Genomic DNA, 16,141 nt, shown 5'->3' with positions numbered 1-16,141 from the left:
CGGACTAACCTGTAGTACGACCATCCATCATCGCCGAGCCAAGTGAGCCATGACCAACAGCGAAGTACGCGTCCGTTTCTGCCCGTCACCCACCGGAACCCCGCACGTAGGTTTGGTGCGCACAGCCTTGTTCAACTGGGCGTTCGCACGACACCACGGCGGCACATTCGTGTTCCGTATCGAAGACACCGATGCGCAGCGCGACAGTGAAGAGTCCTACCAGGCCATCCTCGACGCCCTCCGCTGGTTGGGGCTCAACTGGGACGAGGGCCCGGAGGTCGGTGGACCGCACGCGCCGTATCGCCAGTCCGAGCGTCGTGACCTGCATCTCGACGTCGTGGCCAAGTTGCTGGCCGCGGGTGAGGCATACGAGTCCTTCTCGACCAACGAGGAAGTCGAAGCGCGGCACAAGGCTGCCGGCCGCGACCCGAAGCTCGGATACGACAACTTCGATCGCGACCTGAGCGACGAGCAGCGCGCTGCGTACGTCGCCGAGGGACGCAAGCCCGTCGTCCGACTCCGCATGCCCGATCACGATCTGACTTGGAACGACTTGGTGCGCGGCGAGACCACGTTCAAGGCCGGCACCGTTCCGGACTTCGCGCTGACTCGCGGTAACGGTATTCCGCTGTACACGTTGGTCAACCCGGTCGACGACGCGTTGATGAAGATCACCCATGTACTGCGCGGCGAAGATCTGTTGTCCTCGACTCCGCGTCAGCTCGCGCTGTACGAGGCATTGATCCGCATCGGTGTTGCCGATTTCACACCGTCGTTCGGGCACTTGCCTTTCGTGATGGGTCAGGGCAACAAGAAGCTGTCCAAGCGCGATCCCGAGTCGAACCTCTTCATCCACCGCGATCGCGGCTTCATCCCCGAGGGATTGCTGAACTACCTGGCTCTGCTCGGGTGGAGCATCGCTGACGATCACGACGTCTTCTCACTCGACGAGATGGTTGCGGCCTTCGACGTCTCCAAGGTCAACTCCAACCCAGCGCGCTTCGACCAGAAGAAGGCCGACGCGATCAATGCCGAGCACATTCGCCTGCTCGAGCCGGCCGACTTCGCGGGCCGCCTGAAGTCGTTCCTGGTGGAACACGGCCATATCGGCGCCGACGTCGACGAAGCGACGTTCACTGTTGCGGCGGACCTCGTGCAGACGCGCATCGTCGTCCTGTCCGACGCGTGGGATCTGCTGAAATTCCTGTTCGTCGACGAGGGGTCGTTTGCTCTCGATCCGGCCGCGGCGGCAAAGAACCTGAAGGAAGATGCCGGTCCGGTTCTGGACGCGTCTCTTGCGGCGCTCGATGCCACTTCGGAGTGGACGGCGGCCAGTATCGAGGAAGCACTCAAGAAGGCCCTCATCGAGGATCTGGAGCTCAAACCGCGTAAGGCCTTCGCTCCGGTTCGGGTCGCGATCACGGGCTCTCACATCAGCCCTCCGCTGTACGAGTCGATGGAATTGCTCGGTCGTGAGGTCTCGCTTGCTCGGTTGCGCGCGGGTAGGGCAGCGGTAACCGCCTAGATCGGACGGTCCTCCGGCCGAAAATGAAGCAAAAACCTCCTGTGACCATACGATTTGGTATTTGGGGCAGGGGTACTGGTAATCTTCTTTTCGGCCGGAGACGAGCCGCCGAGCACAACAGCGAAGCGGATCGGGCAAGGCTGGTGAGCAAGACCTTGGGGTATGGTGTAATTGGCAACACAGCGGTTTCTGGTACCGCCATTCTAGGTTCGAGTCCTGGTACCCCAGCGGAAATCCGGTCGATTTTGTGGCCGGACTCAGACAAGCTAGGCTTGCTGAGCATCCAAGAGCAAGACTGAATACCACGTTCAAAAGCGTGTCCTGGCCCCGTCGTCTAGCGGCCTAGGACGCCGCCCTCTCAAGGCGGTAGCGCGGGTTCGAATCCCGTCGGGGCTACAAAGGAAAGACCCTCCGATCATTGATCGGAGGGTCTTTTCGTTTGTGTGGAAATGTTTGCCTGCCATGCGAAAAACGATCACCCCCAGTCGAATTCGACTGGGGGTGATCGTCATCTCACTCTGTTGTCCTCGATCGGCTATCCGCTCTTACGGCGGAACTCCCGCTTGTGATCGGCCGGGCCATGCGTGTTGTGGACCTTGGACTGTCCGTCGCGATGGTCAGTCGATTTGGCGTTCTGATGATTCTTCCGTTCGAGGGCCTCACGGAACTTTCGTTTGGTCTCCTCCGATTGGGATTCGGATTCGGACGGGGTATTGCTGTCGAGATCGCTCATATGCTCACTCCTTGTTGTTGGGCCTGTTGGTGAAACTACGCCGGCCCGAATTCGAAAGCTCGTGAATTTTCGCTTTACGAATCTCGGGCTCTACGACGGTGGTGCAGTAGAACCGGAAAGCGGGATCGCGGGCATCCCGAGCTTGCGGTGATCCCACGAACGAGTTCGATCGGGAACGAACCGCACCGCGACGCGTTTGTGGAGCATTGCGTCGACGGCCGGGCGGAGATCCTCGGTGTACGGGCCGGTGTATCGCTCCCAGACGCTGATTCCCACGGCGAAGAGGGCTTCGGGATCCTCGACGATCATTCCGGTGCCCTCCATCGATACGCCTCGGAGTGTGTCGTACGTCAGACCGTCTTCGATCAGGACGGACATACGGGGGTCCCGGCGAAGGTTGACCGCCTTCTGCGATTTGGCTTTGGTCTCGAACCAGATTTCGCCGTCGACTATTGCGAACCACATCGCGATCAGGTGAGGCATTCCGTCGGCGCTCAACGTCGCCATCGTTGCCGTACGGCTCTTTTCGACGAAGCTCGAAATTTCGGCCTCGGTCATCGTGATCTGACTACGCTGTTTTCCTGCCATGGTCGCGTCGTACTCCTACGTGCTCGAGGATCTGAAGACCTTACTGTGTCACGAATTACAGACGCTTGTGGAGCGCTTCGGCAGCTGCGAGAAGGTCGGCCGCCCAGCGGGCTCCCGGTCGTCGACCCATCCGATCGATGGGGCCGGAGACCGAAATCGCGGCAATGACAGCGCCTGCCGAGTCTCGGACAGGAGCCGCGACGCTGGCGACACCGGGCTCACGTTCGGCCGCGCTCTGAGCCCAGCCGCGCCGGCGAACCTCGAGGAGCACTCGTTCGCCGAACGACGCATCAGCGAGGACGGTCCGTTGGGTTTGTGGATCTGCCCATGCGAGAAGGACCTTGGCGCCGGAACCGGCATTCATCGGCAGTCGGGCTCCGACGAGCACCGTGTCACGCAGGCCGGTCGGCGGTTCCATCGACGCGACGCAGATGCGTTGGGTGCCTTCCCGACGGTACAGCTGGACGCTTTCGCCGGTGATTTCGCGAAGGCGGGGGAGGATGAGTCCGGCCGCTGCAATGAGTGGATCATTAGCGGTGGCAGCGAGTTCGGCGAGCCCGGGCCCTGGGCACCACTGACCGTCCGAATCGCGAGTGAGGAGTCGATGGACTTCGAGACCGACGGCGAGTCTGTGGGCGGTCGCGCGCGGCAAACCGGTTCGTGCACAGAGTTCGGTGAGGCTGCACGGTTCCTCAGCTACTGCATGAAGCACGCCCATTGCTTTGTCCAGGACGCCGATGCCGCTATGCTGTCTCATAGGTCGATACCAGTTTCTCGCATAGTGGGATGATAGCGCATTTCCTGGTGGGCTAGCGCATTTCAGGATGAGCTAGCGCATTTCCTCGGAGGTGGCGCAAGTTCCGAAAGGGACAGTCTGAATCTGCTGCGGAGGCTGGGGACCTACTTCACGCGCGGCGGGCCAGCCCGTAGTCCGCCGACGCGAGGCTACGTACAGAGGTGGAAGACATGGCACAGAAAGCACGCACTCTCGCCGAGAAGGTGTGGGACGACCACGTTGTCGTGAAAGGGGAGGGGCAGGATCCCGACCTCATCTACATCGATCTCCACCTCGTTCACGAAGTGACGAGCCCGCAGGCATTCGACGGACTTCGCTTGGCGGGTCGCCAGTTGCGCCGCCCTGACCTGACGATCGCCACCGAGGACCACAACGTCCCGACGATCGACATCGACAAGCCCATTGCCGATCCCGTGTCCAAGACTCAGGTAGACACCTTGCGCCGAAATTGTGAGGAGTTCGGAGTTCGCTTGCACCGCATGGGCGATCTCGATCAGGGCATCGTGCATGTGGTCGGACCGCAGCTCGGCCTGACTCAGCCCGGAACCACCGTGGTGTGCGGTGACAGTCATACGTCGACGCACGGCGCATTCGGTGCGCTCGCAATGGGAATCGGCACGAGCGAGGTCGAGCACGTGATGGCGACGCAGACATTGTCGTTGCGCCCCTTCAAGACCATGGCGATCACGGTCGACGGCGAGCTGCCTCCCGGTGTCACGAGTAAGGACTTGATCCTCGCCGTCATCGCCAAGATCGGCACCGGCGGCGGCCAGGGCTACGTCCTGGAGTACCGCGGTGAGGCCATTCGCAAACTGTCGATGGAAGCTCGTATGACCATCTGCAACATGTCGATCGAGGCCGGAGCCCGTGCGGGCATGATCGCACCGGACGAGACCACTTACGAGTTCATCAAGGGCCGTCCGCATGCACCGTCGGGCGCAGAGTGGGACGAAGCCGTCGCCGCGTGGGAGCTGCTCAAGACCGACGAGGGTGCGGAATTCGACAACGAGGTCCACATCGACGCAAGCGCATTGACGCCTTTCGTCACCTGGGGAACCAATCCGGGACAGGGTGCGCCACTCGGTGACCGTGTGCCCGATCCCGAACTCATCGTCGACGAGAGCGAGCGTCAGGCAGCTGAGAAGGCGCTCACCTACATGGGTCTCGACGCCGGTATGCCGCTTCGGGATGTTGCTGTCGACACCGTGTTCGTCGGTTCGTGCACCAACGGACGGATCGAAGATCTGCGCGCAGTAGCCGAGGTGCTCGAAGGTCGCCATGTGGCAGAGGGCGTTCGGATGCTCATCGTTCCCGGTTCGATGCGGGTGCGTGCTCAAGCCGAAAGTGAAGGTCTCGGTGAGATCTTCACAGCGGCAGGGGCGGAATGGCGTCAGGCCGGTTGTTCGATGTGCTTGGGAATGAACCCTGACCAGCTTGCTCCCGGCGAGCGCTCGGCATCGACGTCCAACCGGAATTTCGAAGGCCGACAGGGTAAAGGCGGTCGGACCCATCTGGTTTCCCCGCTCGTCGCGGCGGCCACGGCGGTCCGCGGAACGCTCTCGGCACCGGCCGATCTGGTCTGACCCACTTACCTTCTCTAGGAGAATTTCGATGGAATCCTTTACCACGCACAAGGGTATCGGCGTCCCGCTGCGACGCTCGAATGTCGATACCGATCAGATCATCCCCGCCGTGTACCTGAAACGGGTGACGCGCACGGGATTCGAGGACGGGCTGTTTGCAGGCTGGCGTACCGACCCCAACTTCATTCTCAATCTGGCTCCGTACGACAAGGGAAGTGTCCTCGTAGCCGGCCCCGATTTCGGCACGGGCTCTTCGCGTGAGCACGCCGTGTGGGCTCTCTCGGACTTCGGATTTCGAGTCGTCATCGCTTCCCGGTTCGCCGACATCTTCCGCGGGAACGCCGGAAAAGCCGGTCTCGTGGCGGCACAGGTCGAGCAGAGCGACGTCGAATTGCTCTGGAAGTTGCTCGAAGAGCAGCCCGGACTGGAATTGGCAGTAGATCTCGAGAATCGGACCGTGAGCGCCGGAACTACGGTGGTGCCGTTCAATATTGACGACTACACACGGTGGCGTCTGCTGGAGGGTCTCGACGACATCGGACTGACATTGCGGCAGGTAGAAGCGATTTCCGAGTTCGAAAAGTCAAGGCCTTCATGGAAACCGACTACCCTTCCAGCCCGAATTTCGCAGGGCTGAACCGAAATCCGCGACTCCGCGCGGGAAGAGAAATAGGTCACCATTTCGCAGTCACGTTGAATGAGAATTGGCGTGGCACATAGACTCTTGCCGTTATCAGGTTTACCGTGGTTCTCAGTCGGTCCGACGGTGGACCACAATTAGCGGAGGAATTTCAATGAACAAGGCAGAGCTCATCGATGTTCTGACTGAAAAGCTGGGTTCGGACAGGCGCACAGCGACCGACGCAGTGGAGCACGTCGTGGACACCATCGTCCGCGCCGTCCACCGTGGCGAGAGCGTGACCATCACCGGCTTCGGAGTCTTCGAGCAGCGTCGTCGTGCAGCACGTGTTGCACGCAACCCGCGTACGGGCGAGACCGTCAAGGTCAAGCCGACGTCGGTTCCGGCTTTCCGTCCGGGTGCGCAGTTCAAGGCTGTTATCGCTGGTGGACAGAAGCTTCCGGCCACCGGCCCGGCAGTCAAGCGTGGCGTAGCAGCACCGGCCACCAAGGCTGCAGCCAAGAAGGCTGCTGCCAAGAAGACCGCAGCCAAGAAGGCTCCGGCAAAGAAGGCTCCGGCCAAGACCGCAGCCAAGAAGACGGTTGCCGCGAAGGCTCCCGCCAAGAAGGCTCCGGCCAAGACCGCAGCCAAGAAGACGGTTGCCACCAAGGCTCCCGCCAAGAAGGCTCCGGCCAAGACCGCAGCCAAGAAGACGGTTGCCACCAAGGCTCCCGCCAAGAAGGCTCCGGCCAAGACCGCAGCCAAGGCTCCGGCCAAGAAGGCTCCGGCCAAGAAGGCTCCCGCCAAGACCGCAGCCAAGAAGGCTCCGGCCAAGAAGGCTCCGGCCAAGCGCGCAAAGTAGTCGCGTTCGGGTGAAAAACCCGATGCCGTAAGACAAAGAGGTGCAGCCGCGGATCAGATCCGCGGCTGCACCTCTTTTTGCTGCCTGGGAGAAAGTGTGAATTCTCCTGTGTTTCAGTGCTTTGCAAAACTACCGACTCGAGCTGGGTGTCGGTTGGTCCAAATCCCTCAGGAGTTGGCGACTTTGGGGAGCGGGCTGTCGAGGTGATCGGCGGCAACCAGACGGCCGTCGAGGAATGAGAGCACCCAAGTGCTCGCCTTACGGTTGCGTGCGGAGGGCAGTGTTACACCGGCCGTATCTGCCCACCAGCGCATCAAATCGGGGATGACGCCTCCTTGGCTGCAGATCACGGGAGTGCCCTCCATCGCGGCGATCTGCAGCGCACGTGCCCTGGCGGCCTCGGGATCGGCCTCGTAACCTTCTTCGGTCAGAAGAGGTTCCGTCGAAACTTCGACACCCAATGCCTCCGCCAATGGCATTACGGTGTCGACGCAGCGCGTACGGTCAGCCGCGAAAACCGAATCGGCTCCGAAGATTTTCAGCTGTTCGACCAAGGCGGCGGATTGCTCTTTGCCCTTGGCGTCGAGTGGACGCACATTGTCGTCGCCCTTGTACCGCTTACGGCTTCCAGCTTTTGCGTGGCGGACGAGCAATACCGTTTTCGTGTCCGGCCGAATGGAAACGAAGCGGCGAAGAATCATCCGATCCATCGGGTAGGAAAGATGATCGGCGACCTCGGCGACCGGAAGCCAATAGAGAACATCTACTTCGTTATTCGGCCCGAAATCTCCGTCTACTGCTTCGGCCGACCAGTATTCGACCCGTTTGAGTTTGCGATGTCCCGGGATCGGGTACGTCACGCCACCGAGGTGCCTTCCGAAACGTCCGGTGATCGAGGTCTCTTCGCGGACCTCGCGAACTGCCGCGGTCAAGAAGGTCTCGCCGGGATCGAGCTTTCCTTTGGGGAATGACCAGTCGTCGTACTTCGGTCGATGTACGACGGCGATCTCGATGGCGGAAGGATCCTGGGGAGCCTTCCGCCACAGAACCGCGCCTGCGGCAAAGATGTTGGCTTTGACCGGCTTGTCGCTCATTGTGTGATCCGAGCCCGTCAAGACCCGCTGGCGGTGCGGCTGCGCATCAACGACTGTTGATGCTCACGTACGTCCTCGCCGCGTTCGGGGGCAGCGACCCAACTCCCGTCCGGATGCAGTACCCAGCAGCGAGTTCGGGGATCGAGCGCGGAGTCGAAGATGTCACCGAGCTGCTTCGACAGTTTCGGGTCCTTGACCTGCACCATGACCTCGACGCGGCGATCGAGGTTGCGGTGCATCATGTCTGCGCTGCCGATCCAGAACTCGTCGGCCGAGCGGAAATGGAACATTCGCGAGTGTTCCAGGAAGCGTCCGAGAATGGAACGTACTTCGATGTTTTCGCTGAGGCCGGGAACGCCCGGCTTGAGCGCGCAGATTCCGCGGACCACGATCTCGACGGGGATACCGGCCTTGGACGCGCGGTACAACGCGTCGATGACCTGCTCGTCGACCAATGCGTTGGCTTTCAAGCGGATACCGGCCTCGCGGCCTGCGAGCTTGTGCGCGATCTCGTTGTCGATCCGCTCGATGATCCCGCGTCGAACCCCGTACGGCGCAACGAGAAGGTTGCGGTAACTCGTCTTTCGGGAGTATCCGGTCAGCGAGTTGAAGAGGTCGGTGAGGTCCGCACCGATCTCCGGTGCTGCGGTGAGCAATCCGACGTCCTCGTACATACGCGCGGTCTTCGGGTTGTAGTTGCCGGTGCCGATGTGGCAGTAACGCCGAATGGTCGAGCCCTCTCGCCTGACGACGAGGCAAGTCTTGCAGTGAGTCTTGAGACCGACCAAACCGTAGACGACGTGAACGCCGGCCTGTTCGAGTTTGCGTGCCCACTTGATGTTGGCCTGCTCGTCGAAACGCGCCTTGATCTCCACCAGCGCGACAACCTGCTTGCCGGCTTCGGCGGCGTCGATCAGTGCGTTGACGATGGGGGAGTCGCCGGAAGTGCGGTACAGGGTCTGCTTGATCGCGAGTACCTGCGGGTCGGCGGCGGCCTGTTCGATGAAGCGTTGAACGCTTGTGGAAAACGAGTCGTAGGGATGGTGGACGAGCACGTCGCCTTCGCGCAGGGTCGAGAAGACGCTCTTCGGAGTCTCGCGCTCACCGAACGCCGGATGCGTCGCCGGGACGAACGGCGCGTCCTTGAGAGCCGGGCGGTCGACGGCGTAAACCTGCCAGAGGCAGGACAAGTCGAGCAGACCGGAAACCTCGATCACGTCGGCCGGATCGACGTCGAGTTCACGCAGAAGCAGTTCGAGCATGTGCTCGGTCATGTCGTCGGCAACTTCGAGTCGAACGGGTGAACCGAAACGGCGACGCGCCAATTCACGTTCGAGCGCCTGCAGCAGATCCTCGTCCCGATCCTCTTCGACCTCGAAATCGGCGTTGCGTGTTATTCGGAAAGCGTGATGTTCGACGATTTCCATTCCGGGGAACAGCACGTCCAGATGAGCCGAAATCAGTTCTTCCATCGGGAGGAACGAATCGATGGTGGACGAAGACGTCGTGCTCTTGACTCGCACGAACCGTCCGACGTTGTCGGGAACCTTGACGCGAGCGAAGTGTTCGCCGCGGGTGACGGAGTCCTTCACCGTCACGGCGAGGTTGAGGCTCAGTCCGCTGATGTAGGGGAACGGGTGAGCGTGATCGACTGCCAACGGCGTCAGTACCGGGAAGACCTGCTCGTGGAAATGTGCCGAGAGTCGGCCGTGGTCATCGGCGCTGAGATCGGCCCACCGAACGATCGAAATGCCCTCTGCCGCCAGGGCAGGGCGGACCGAGTCGAGAAACACGTGCGCGTGCTTGTCGGCGAGTTCCTGGGTGCGACGCGCGATGAGCGCCAATTGTTCGCGTGGGGAGAGGCCGTCGGCGGACCTGACCGACAGTCCGGTCTCGTCGCGGCGCTTGAGTCCGGCGACCCGGACCATGAAAAATTCGTCGAGATTGGAAGCGAAGATGGCGAGGAACTTTGCGCGTTCGAGCAACGGCAGTGACTCGTCGGCGGCCAATGCGAGAACACGGGCATTGAAATCGAGCCAGCTGAGTTCGCGGTTGAGGTAACGATCCTCGGGGAGCCCGACGAGCAATTCGGGTAGCTCTGCCTTGGTAGCTGCAGGGGGCGCGCCCGGGATGTTGGTGGCGACCGCGACGGCCTGAGATCGCGGCGAGGTGGCCGCGCCGTTCTCGTGCCGGCCGGAGCTGTGGTCTCCGTCCGACTGGTCTTCGGAAATACGGTTTTCGAGTGCTTCGCCATTGCTCACTCGTCGATCATCCCCCACAATCGCGCGGTCCGACAATCGATGAAAGAAAATTCATCGGCTGTTCGACGGCGTGGCCTTGAGTCTGGTCAACGAAGCCGATGTCGCGGGGCCTACTCCCAGTGCTCGCACAGTGCTGAGATCGGCATGGGTGTCGACGTCGGTGCGCAGTCCCGGCCATTGGCCGTTGAGTGGACGAGCACCTGAATTAGTATGTCCAAGTGCAGATTCCGGTCCGAATCGAGGGTCGAGCGCACTCTCTCCACACGCAAACAATGCGGAGGTGCCGGTGCCGTGATGATCGACGACGACGGAACGTCCGCCGCTTCGGGCGTCGGCCACGGCCTCCGTCAGTTCGCTTGGTTGCATGGCGGGCAAGTCGGCTTGCAGCACAACGAGGTCGACCACTCCGCGCTTGGCTCGGATATCGGCGGCCGCTGCACTCAGCGCCGCATTGAGGGTTTCCTCCGTGCGCGGTGTTGTGCCGTTGGTTCGGTCGCCGTCGGGAGCTGGATCGGCGTAGACAGTCACGCCGACGGAATATGCAAGGGCGGCAACGGTGGGGTCTGGGGTGACCACTGTGACGCTGTCGATGGCCGAGACGGCTGCGACGGTGGCGAGGGTGTCGTGAAGCATGGCCAACACCAGGTCTGCACGCGCGTCCGAGTCGAGTTCGCCCGCGAGGCGGGACTTGGCCGATCTCAAGGACTTGACGGCCACTATCGCATGCATGGGGCGTTCGATCTCCGTGCGCGCATGCGGTGTCTCCACGACGTGTGGGTACGGGGGTTCCGCGCTGTCCATCCCTCGATCTTGCCAGTCATCACGCTCGGTGTCCGCGGCTGCCCACCGCAGTGCACCACAGGCGATACTCTGTGCAGACGATTTTTCTGGCGGCGACCCGCTTCGCCGGGTAGACGGGGTGAGCGTGTGAGTAAGGCAGCTGTATTGGGCGCAGGTTCGTGGGGAACGGCGTTGGCGAAGGTGATGGCCGAGGCCGGAACCGACGTGACGATGTGGGCCAGGCGTGAAGAGGTCGCGAAGCGCATCGACACCACGCACGAGAACAGCGACTATCTGCCAGGCATTGCTTTGCCTTCGTCGATTCGCGCGACCCACCACCACGAGGAGGCGATGGCAGGCGCTGACTTCATCGTGCTGGCGGTTCCCTCGCAGTCGCTACGGGGAAACCTGGAGCAGTGGAAGGGCTCGATCGGACCCGATGCGACTCTGCTGAGTCTGGCCAAGGGAATCGAGACCGGGACGCTCATGCGCATGAGCCAGGTCATCGTGTCGGTGACCGGTGTGGAACCGGGGCGCGTCGCGGTGCTCTCGGGCCCGAATCTTGCACACGAGATCGCCAGCGGGCAGCCCGCGGCGACGGTGATCGCCTGCTCGGATTCCTCGCGTGCCCTCGCTCTCCAGGATGCTTGCGCTACCGGCTATTTCAGGCCGTACACCAATTCCGACGTCATCGGTTGTGAGATCGGCGGTGCGTGCAAGAACGTGATCGCACTGGCCTGTGGCATGGCCGCCGGTAGTGGGTTCGGCGACAACACGGTTGCCAGCATCATCACCCGCGGGCTCGCCGAAACAATCCGGCTCGGTGTTGCGCTCGGAGCCAAGGCGTCGACTCTCGCAGGCTTGGCGGGTGTCGGTGATCTGGTAGCGACCTGCACGTCCGAGTTGTCGCGAAACCGGACGTTCGGAGAGCGGCTCGGACGGGGCGGGTCGATGGAGTCGGCGCAGAAGGCAACCAACGGTCAGGTCGCCGAGGGCGTGAAGTCGTGCACGTCGGTACGCGCACTCGCTGCCGGATACGACGTGGAGATGCCGTTGACCGACGCGGTCCATCGGGTGTGCCACGAAGGCATGGCCGTCAGCGATGCGATCGGTCAGTTGCTCGGACGCCGGACGAAGCCGGAATGAGTGAAATCGGTATGAGTCATCGCGGGGACTACGGGGATTCGACGCGCAGCGTGAGCGCCGTCGCGCGCGAACACGCCGCGGGCCAGCCCATGCAGCTTGGGCCGATATTCGCTGCGCCGTACCAACTTTCGCCCGAGGAAGGCTCCGAGTCCGATACCTACGCTCGTGCATCGAACCCGGGTTGGCGCGGACTCGAATCAGCGCTCGCGGCGCTCGAAGGAGCGGACTACGCCCTCGTCATGGGATCGGGAATGTCCGCGATCACCGCGACCTTGCGCAGCGTGCTCGTCACCGGAGATACCGTCGTCGTGCCCTCGGACGGGTACTACCAGGTGCGGTTGTACGCGAACGAGCGCCTCGCGCCGTTGGGGATCACGGTTCGCGAAGTTTCGACTCTGCAGATGGGCGACGCGAGCTTCGCGGATCTGCTCGCCGCGTCGCCGGGCCGCGTGGTCGTCGTCGCCGAGACGCCGTCCAACCCGGTGCTGGACGTGGTCGACCTTCGCGTGCTCGCCGACGTGTGCCACCGATCGGGCGCGCTGCTGATCGTCGACAACACGACTGCGACACCGCTGGGACAGTGCCCGCTCGAATTGGGTGCCGACATCGTCGTGGCCAGCGGTACCAAGGCCCTCAGCGGGCACAGTGACCTCCTGATGGGTTACGTCGCCACCTCCGATGGGGCGGTGAGTCAGCGAATCGAGCGTGAGCGACTTCTTTCGGGAACAGTGCTCGGCCCCTTCGAGACGTGGCTTGCGCACCGCAGTCTCGGCACGGCAGGCCTGCGATTCGGACGTCAGTGCGACAACGCGCTGGCCCTGGCCGAGATGTTGGCGGGACACAAAGCGGTCCGGTCCGTTCGTTACCCGGGCCTTCGCGGTGACCCGTCCTTCGCAACGGCATCCGGTCAGATGAATCGATTCGGCGGACTGGTGAGCGTCGAACTGGATTCGGCTCAGGCATTCCACTCGTTCGTCGAAGCGAGCGCGCTCGTCACGGCCGCCACCAGCTTCGGCGGGATCCACACGACGGCGGATCGCCGTGCGCGCTGGGGCGATCCGGTCAGTGCGGGTTTTGTCCGAATCGCTTGTGGCATCGAGGACACCGCCGATCTTCTGGCCGACATCGAGCGTGCGCTCGACGCGTGAGCGGACCACGTCGATGATTTCGGGTCCGGCCCGATCGCGTGCCGAAGTCGATTCGGCGGTACGGTTTGACGCGTGAACAGCAGCCGTACCCGCGTGGCCGTGATCTTCGGTGGCCGGAGCAATGAGCATTCAGTGTCCTGTGTTTCCGCCGGAAGCGTCCTGAGCAACCTCGACCCCGATCGGTACGACGTCGTACCGATCGGCATCACCGTCGACGGTTCCTGGGTGCTCGGTTCGAGCGACCCCAGCTCCCTCGCGATCAGCGGGCGCGCACTGCCGTCGGTCGACAAGGACGGAACGTCGGTGGTCCTCAGCGCGGACCCCACCCGCGAGGGCGAAGTCATCTCCTTCGACGGGTCGGACGCCGGTGCTGTGCTCGCGTCGGTCGACGTCGTGTTCCCCGTTCTGCATGGGGCTTACGGCGAAGACGGCACCATTCAGGGTCTGCTCGAACTTGCCGGGGTTCCGTACGTCGGGCCCGGAGTCCTGGCCAGCGCCGCCGGCATGGACAAAGAATTCACGAAGAAGCTTCTTGCTGCTGAAGGACTTCCCGTCGGAGTGCAGGTCGTGCTTCGACCGGGAACCGCAACGCTGACCGAAGAGCAGAAGGCGGAGTTGGGCCTTCCGGTTTTCGTGAAGCCCGCTCGTGGAGGCTCGTCCATCGGCATCACTCGGGTGAGCAATTGGGACGGTCTGGACGGGGCGATTGCTCATGCACGCCTGCACGATCCCAAGGTGATCGTCGAAGGCGCGATTATCGGCCGCGAGGTGGAATGCGGCGTCCTCGAATTCCCGAACGGCGACGTCAAGGCGAGTGTGGTCGCCGAGATCCGGATGCCGGATTCCGACGCCGATTCGGACGCGTTCTACGACTTCGACACCAAGTACCTCGACGACGTCTGTGAATTCGACATCCCTGCGAAACTCGACGAGTCGGTGAGCGACCAGATCAGGGAGCTTGCAGTCCGCGCGTTCAAGGCCCTCGATTGCCAAGGACTCTCGCGAGTCGACTTCTTCGTCACGGCCGACGGCCCGGTGATCAACGAGATCAACACGATGCCCGGGTTCACCTCCATCTCGATGTACCCGAAGATGTGGAACGCCACCGGAATCGATTACCGCACTTTGATTTCGACACTGGTCGACACCGCCATCGCTCGAGGCACCGGCCTTCGCTGATCAGGGAACCGCGACCGGTGCCGGGTCGAGAGGCTTCTGTTCGAGAGTCGCCGTGATGGTGTCGGAGATCTCCTGAATCGGCGTCGGGCCGGTCCCGTCGGGGATCGTGATACCGATGTACTCGCCGCGGTCTACGGCAAACCACGTGCTCGCCGCCAGACCGATGTCGGTTCCCGAGACCTGGAACCACTGCACGCCGTTGACGACCTGTAGCGCTGCCGCCTGATCGAACTCGGACGGACGGTCGAGCCCGCAGCGCAGCACGATCGGCTCACCTTCGCTGCGCTGCCAAGCGGCGGCTCCGACCGGAGCAGGTTCCACCAACTCCGCTTTCGTGAAGTCGTCGATCTTGTCGGGAAGCGCATCGAGAAGGGAAACGCAGGCCTCCGACTCTGCAGCCGGTGCCGGCACGGGACCGAGCGCCACGGGCGAGAGTTCGGGGTTGTTTCCCGCGACGACGGCTGCGATCACCACTCCGACGATCAGGGCCACCGGGAGCGCGATGGCGGTCGCGATCAGTGCCGGACTGCGGCGCTCGGACGGATCGTCGTCGCCGTCGGGGTCGATGTCGGTGTTGTCTGCGGTGGAAGTGTTTTCTGCCATGCTCAGTTCTTCGCTCGGGTCCTGGTCCAGTCGATCGGCGGTCTTGTCACTTCTGAGGACACGGCGGTGAATCGGTAGGATTGCCGACACACGCGTGAGCTTGCAGAAGCATTCACGACCACAGCTAGAAGGTACCGCAGGCCGCTTACGAGCGAATTGCGTCGGCATTGGAGACACTCATCGCATCATCGGAGTTCGCTGCATCATCGGAGTTCGCTGCATCATCGGGGCTCGCTGCATCATCGGAGTTCGGGTCAGAGCACACCGTCGAACAGGTGGGGGAGTTCGACGTGATCGCGCGCTCTCTCGTCGGCCGAATCCAACCGGTCACCACTGAATTGGGGCCGGGGGACGATGCCGCGATCGTGACCTCCGGTGACGGTCGCGTCGTCGTCTCGTCCGACATGCTGGTCGAAGGTCGACATTTCCGAATGGACTGGTCTTCGCCGCGGGACATCGGCCGCAAGGCGGTGGCCCAGAACGCTGCCGACGTGGTGTCGATGGGAGCGAGGCCGACGGCATTCACCGTGTCTCTGGGGTGCCCACCGTCGACTCCCGTCGACGTGGTCGACGGGATCTCGGCCGGGATCTGGGACGCGGCAACCGATCTGGGAGCCGGTGTAGTCGGCGGAGACCTCGTCCAATCACCGGTGATCGTCGTGTCGGTGACCGTACTCGGCGATCTCGGCGGCCGTCCGGCAGTGCTGCGGTCGGGAGCGAAGGTCGGTGACAGGATCGCGGTCGCCGGGTTGTTCGGTTGCTCGGCAGCGGGTTTGGCCCTACTTCTCGACGAAGCGGAGGGCTTTCCGGATTTGCTTGCTTCTCATCGGGTTCCGAATCCGCCCTATGAATCGGCTTGGGCGGCGGCAGGATCAGCACATTCGATGACCGACGTATCCGACGGATTGATCGCGGATCTTCGACATCTTGCAGAGGCATCGGACGTGCGGTTCGACATCTTCTCGGCGACGGTTCCGACCTCACCCGACGTCGCGTCGGCGTCCGAGGTCCTCGACGTCGATCCGCTGGACTGGATCCTCTCCGGTGGTGAAGATCACGGATTTGCAGCAACTTTCGGGCCGGAAGTCGAGATTCCTTCGGGGTGGACTGTGATCGGTGAGGTCGTCGGCGGGTCCGGTGTGACGGTCGACGGTTCCCTCCGCGAGAGCGGCGGAGGTTGGCACAGCTTTTCGACCACCGGCACCACCGCGGTATAGGTTGCTT

Annotated in this window: 15 protein-coding genes and 2 tRNA genes; 10 read left to right on the top strand and 7 right to left on the bottom strand. The window is 62.7% G+C overall.

Features of this window, described 5'->3' with window-relative positions; all coding sequences use genetic code 11:
* Nucleotides 1–49 precede the first annotated feature (49 nt).
* The 3 genes from gltX (at nt 50) to G8767_RS06860 (ending at nt 1,921) form a co-directional block, all read left to right on the top strand.
* Nucleotides 50–1,525 (top strand): glutamate--tRNA ligase, encoded by a 1,476-nt coding sequence (gene gltX, locus G8767_RS06870; protein ID WP_095969208.1) that lies wholly within the window; start codon nt 50–52, stop codon nt 1,523–1,525.
* Nucleotides 1,526–1,681: 156 nt separating this feature from the next.
* Nucleotides 1,682–1,753, top strand: a tRNA-Gln gene (locus G8767_RS06865).
* A gap of 95 nt (nt 1,754–1,848) precedes the next feature.
* A tRNA-Glu gene (locus G8767_RS06860) sits at nt 1,849–1,921 on the top strand.
* A gap of 139 nt (nt 1,922–2,060) precedes the next feature.
* Here the strand turns inward: G8767_RS06860 and G8767_RS06855 are convergent.
* From G8767_RS06855 to G8767_RS06845, 3 genes are all read right to left on the bottom strand, one after another.
* Nucleotides 2,061–2,258 carry a DUF5302 domain-containing protein gene (locus tag G8767_RS06855; RefSeq protein WP_095969209.1) on the bottom strand — a complete coding sequence of 66 codons (198 nt, stop codon included), beginning with the start codon at nt 2,256–2,258 and terminating at the stop codon, nt 2,061–2,063.
* Nucleotides 2,259–2,348: 90 nt separating this feature from the next.
* Nucleotides 2,349–2,846 (bottom strand): PPOX class F420-dependent oxidoreductase, encoded by a 498-nt coding sequence (locus tag G8767_RS06850; RefSeq protein ID WP_166809682.1) that lies wholly within the window; start codon nt 2,844–2,846, stop codon nt 2,349–2,351.
* Nucleotides 2,847–2,901: 55 nt separating this feature from the next.
* Nucleotides 2,902–3,603 (bottom strand): IclR family transcriptional regulator, encoded by a 702-nt coding sequence (locus G8767_RS06845; protein ID WP_007729342.1) that lies wholly within the window; start codon nt 3,601–3,603, stop codon nt 2,902–2,904.
* A gap of 200 nt (nt 3,604–3,803) precedes the next feature.
* On the opposite strand from G8767_RS06845, the gene leuC reads away from it, so the two are divergent.
* The 3 genes from leuC to G8767_RS06830 all read left to right on the top strand — a co-directional run bounded on the left by leuC (nt 3,804) and on the right by G8767_RS06830 (nt 6,706).
* Complete coding sequence (gene leuC / locus G8767_RS06840; RefSeq protein WP_124566326.1) at nt 3,804–5,225, top strand: 3-isopropylmalate dehydratase large subunit; 1,422 nt, start codon at nt 3,804–3,806, stop codon at nt 5,223–5,225.
* Between the two features lie 28 nt (nt 5,226–5,253).
* Entirely contained in the window at nt 5,254–5,862 is a 609-nt protein-coding gene (gene leuD / locus G8767_RS06835) for a 3-isopropylmalate dehydratase small subunit (RefSeq protein ID WP_095969213.1), read from the top strand.
* A 157-nt stretch (nt 5,863–6,019) separates the two neighbouring features.
* Nucleotides 6,020–6,706 (top strand): HU family DNA-binding protein, encoded by a 687-nt coding sequence (locus G8767_RS06830; protein WP_047271271.1) that lies wholly within the window; start codon nt 6,020–6,022, stop codon nt 6,704–6,706.
* A gap of 167 nt (nt 6,707–6,873) precedes the next feature.
* On the opposite strand, the gene G8767_RS06825 is transcribed toward G8767_RS06830, so the two are convergent.
* The 3 genes from G8767_RS06825 to cofC are packed head-to-tail and all read right to left on the bottom strand — an operon-like array spanning nt 6,874 to nt 10,862.
* Nucleotides 6,874–7,800 (bottom strand): NUDIX hydrolase, encoded by a 927-nt coding sequence (locus G8767_RS06825; RefSeq protein WP_166809681.1) that lies wholly within the window; start codon nt 7,798–7,800, stop codon nt 6,874–6,876.
* A gap of 17 nt (nt 7,801–7,817) precedes the next feature.
* Entirely contained in the window at nt 7,818–10,061 is a 2,244-nt protein-coding gene (locus G8767_RS06820) for an RNA degradosome polyphosphate kinase (protein ID WP_095969215.1), read from the bottom strand.
* Nucleotides 10,062–10,112: 51 nt separating this feature from the next.
* Nucleotides 10,113–10,862, bottom strand: coding sequence for a 2-phospho-L-lactate guanylyltransferase (cofC, locus tag G8767_RS06815; RefSeq protein ID WP_095969216.1), 750 nt, complete (start codon nt 10,860–10,862; stop codon nt 10,113–10,115).
* Nucleotides 10,863–10,988: 126 nt separating this feature from the next.
* On the opposite strand from cofC, the gene G8767_RS06810 reads away from it, so the two are divergent.
* The 3 genes from G8767_RS06810 to G8767_RS06800 all read left to right on the top strand — a co-directional run bounded on the left by G8767_RS06810 (nt 10,989) and on the right by G8767_RS06800 (nt 14,314).
* The gene (locus G8767_RS06810) at nt 10,989–11,987 is read left to right on the top strand and encodes an NAD(P)H-dependent glycerol-3-phosphate dehydrogenase (RefSeq protein WP_019747941.1); all 999 of its coding nucleotides are present in this window, start codon (nt 10,989–10,991) and stop codon (nt 11,985–11,987) included.
* A complete protein-coding gene (locus tag G8767_RS06805) occupies nt 11,984–13,135 on the top strand; it encodes a cystathionine gamma-lyase (RefSeq protein ID WP_166809680.1) in 1,152 nt (383 codons plus the stop codon). Before G8767_RS06810 ends, G8767_RS06805 begins: the two co-directional genes overlap by 4 nt.
* A gap of 72 nt (nt 13,136–13,207) precedes the next feature.
* Nucleotides 13,208–14,314 (top strand): D-alanine--D-alanine ligase family protein, encoded by a 1,107-nt coding sequence (locus G8767_RS06800; protein ID WP_039973089.1) that lies wholly within the window; start codon nt 13,208–13,210, stop codon nt 14,312–14,314.
* Here G8767_RS06800 and G8767_RS06795 read toward each other — a convergent pair whose 3' ends face one another.
* Nucleotides 14,315–15,007, bottom strand: a complete 693-nt coding sequence (locus G8767_RS06795; protein WP_095969219.1) for a DUF3515 domain-containing protein — start codon at nt 15,005–15,007, stop codon at nt 14,315–14,317. It lies immediately after the preceding gene.
* A gap of 77 nt (nt 15,008–15,084) precedes the next feature.
* On the opposite strand from G8767_RS06795, the gene G8767_RS06790 reads away from it, so the two are divergent.
* On the top strand, nt 15,085–16,134 hold the full coding sequence (locus G8767_RS06790) for a thiamine-phosphate kinase (protein ID WP_166809679.1): 1,050 nt from the start codon (nt 15,085–15,087) through the stop codon (nt 16,132–16,134).
* Nucleotides 16,135–16,141: the final 7 nt, after the last annotated feature.

The organism is Rhodococcus sp. IC4_135 (assembly GCF_011602025.1).
Taxonomy (GTDB): domain Bacteria; phylum Actinomycetota; class Actinomycetes; order Mycobacteriales; family Mycobacteriaceae; genus Rhodococcus_F; species Rhodococcus_F baikonurensis.
This window is presented reverse-complemented; position numbering and strand designations above follow the sequence as displayed.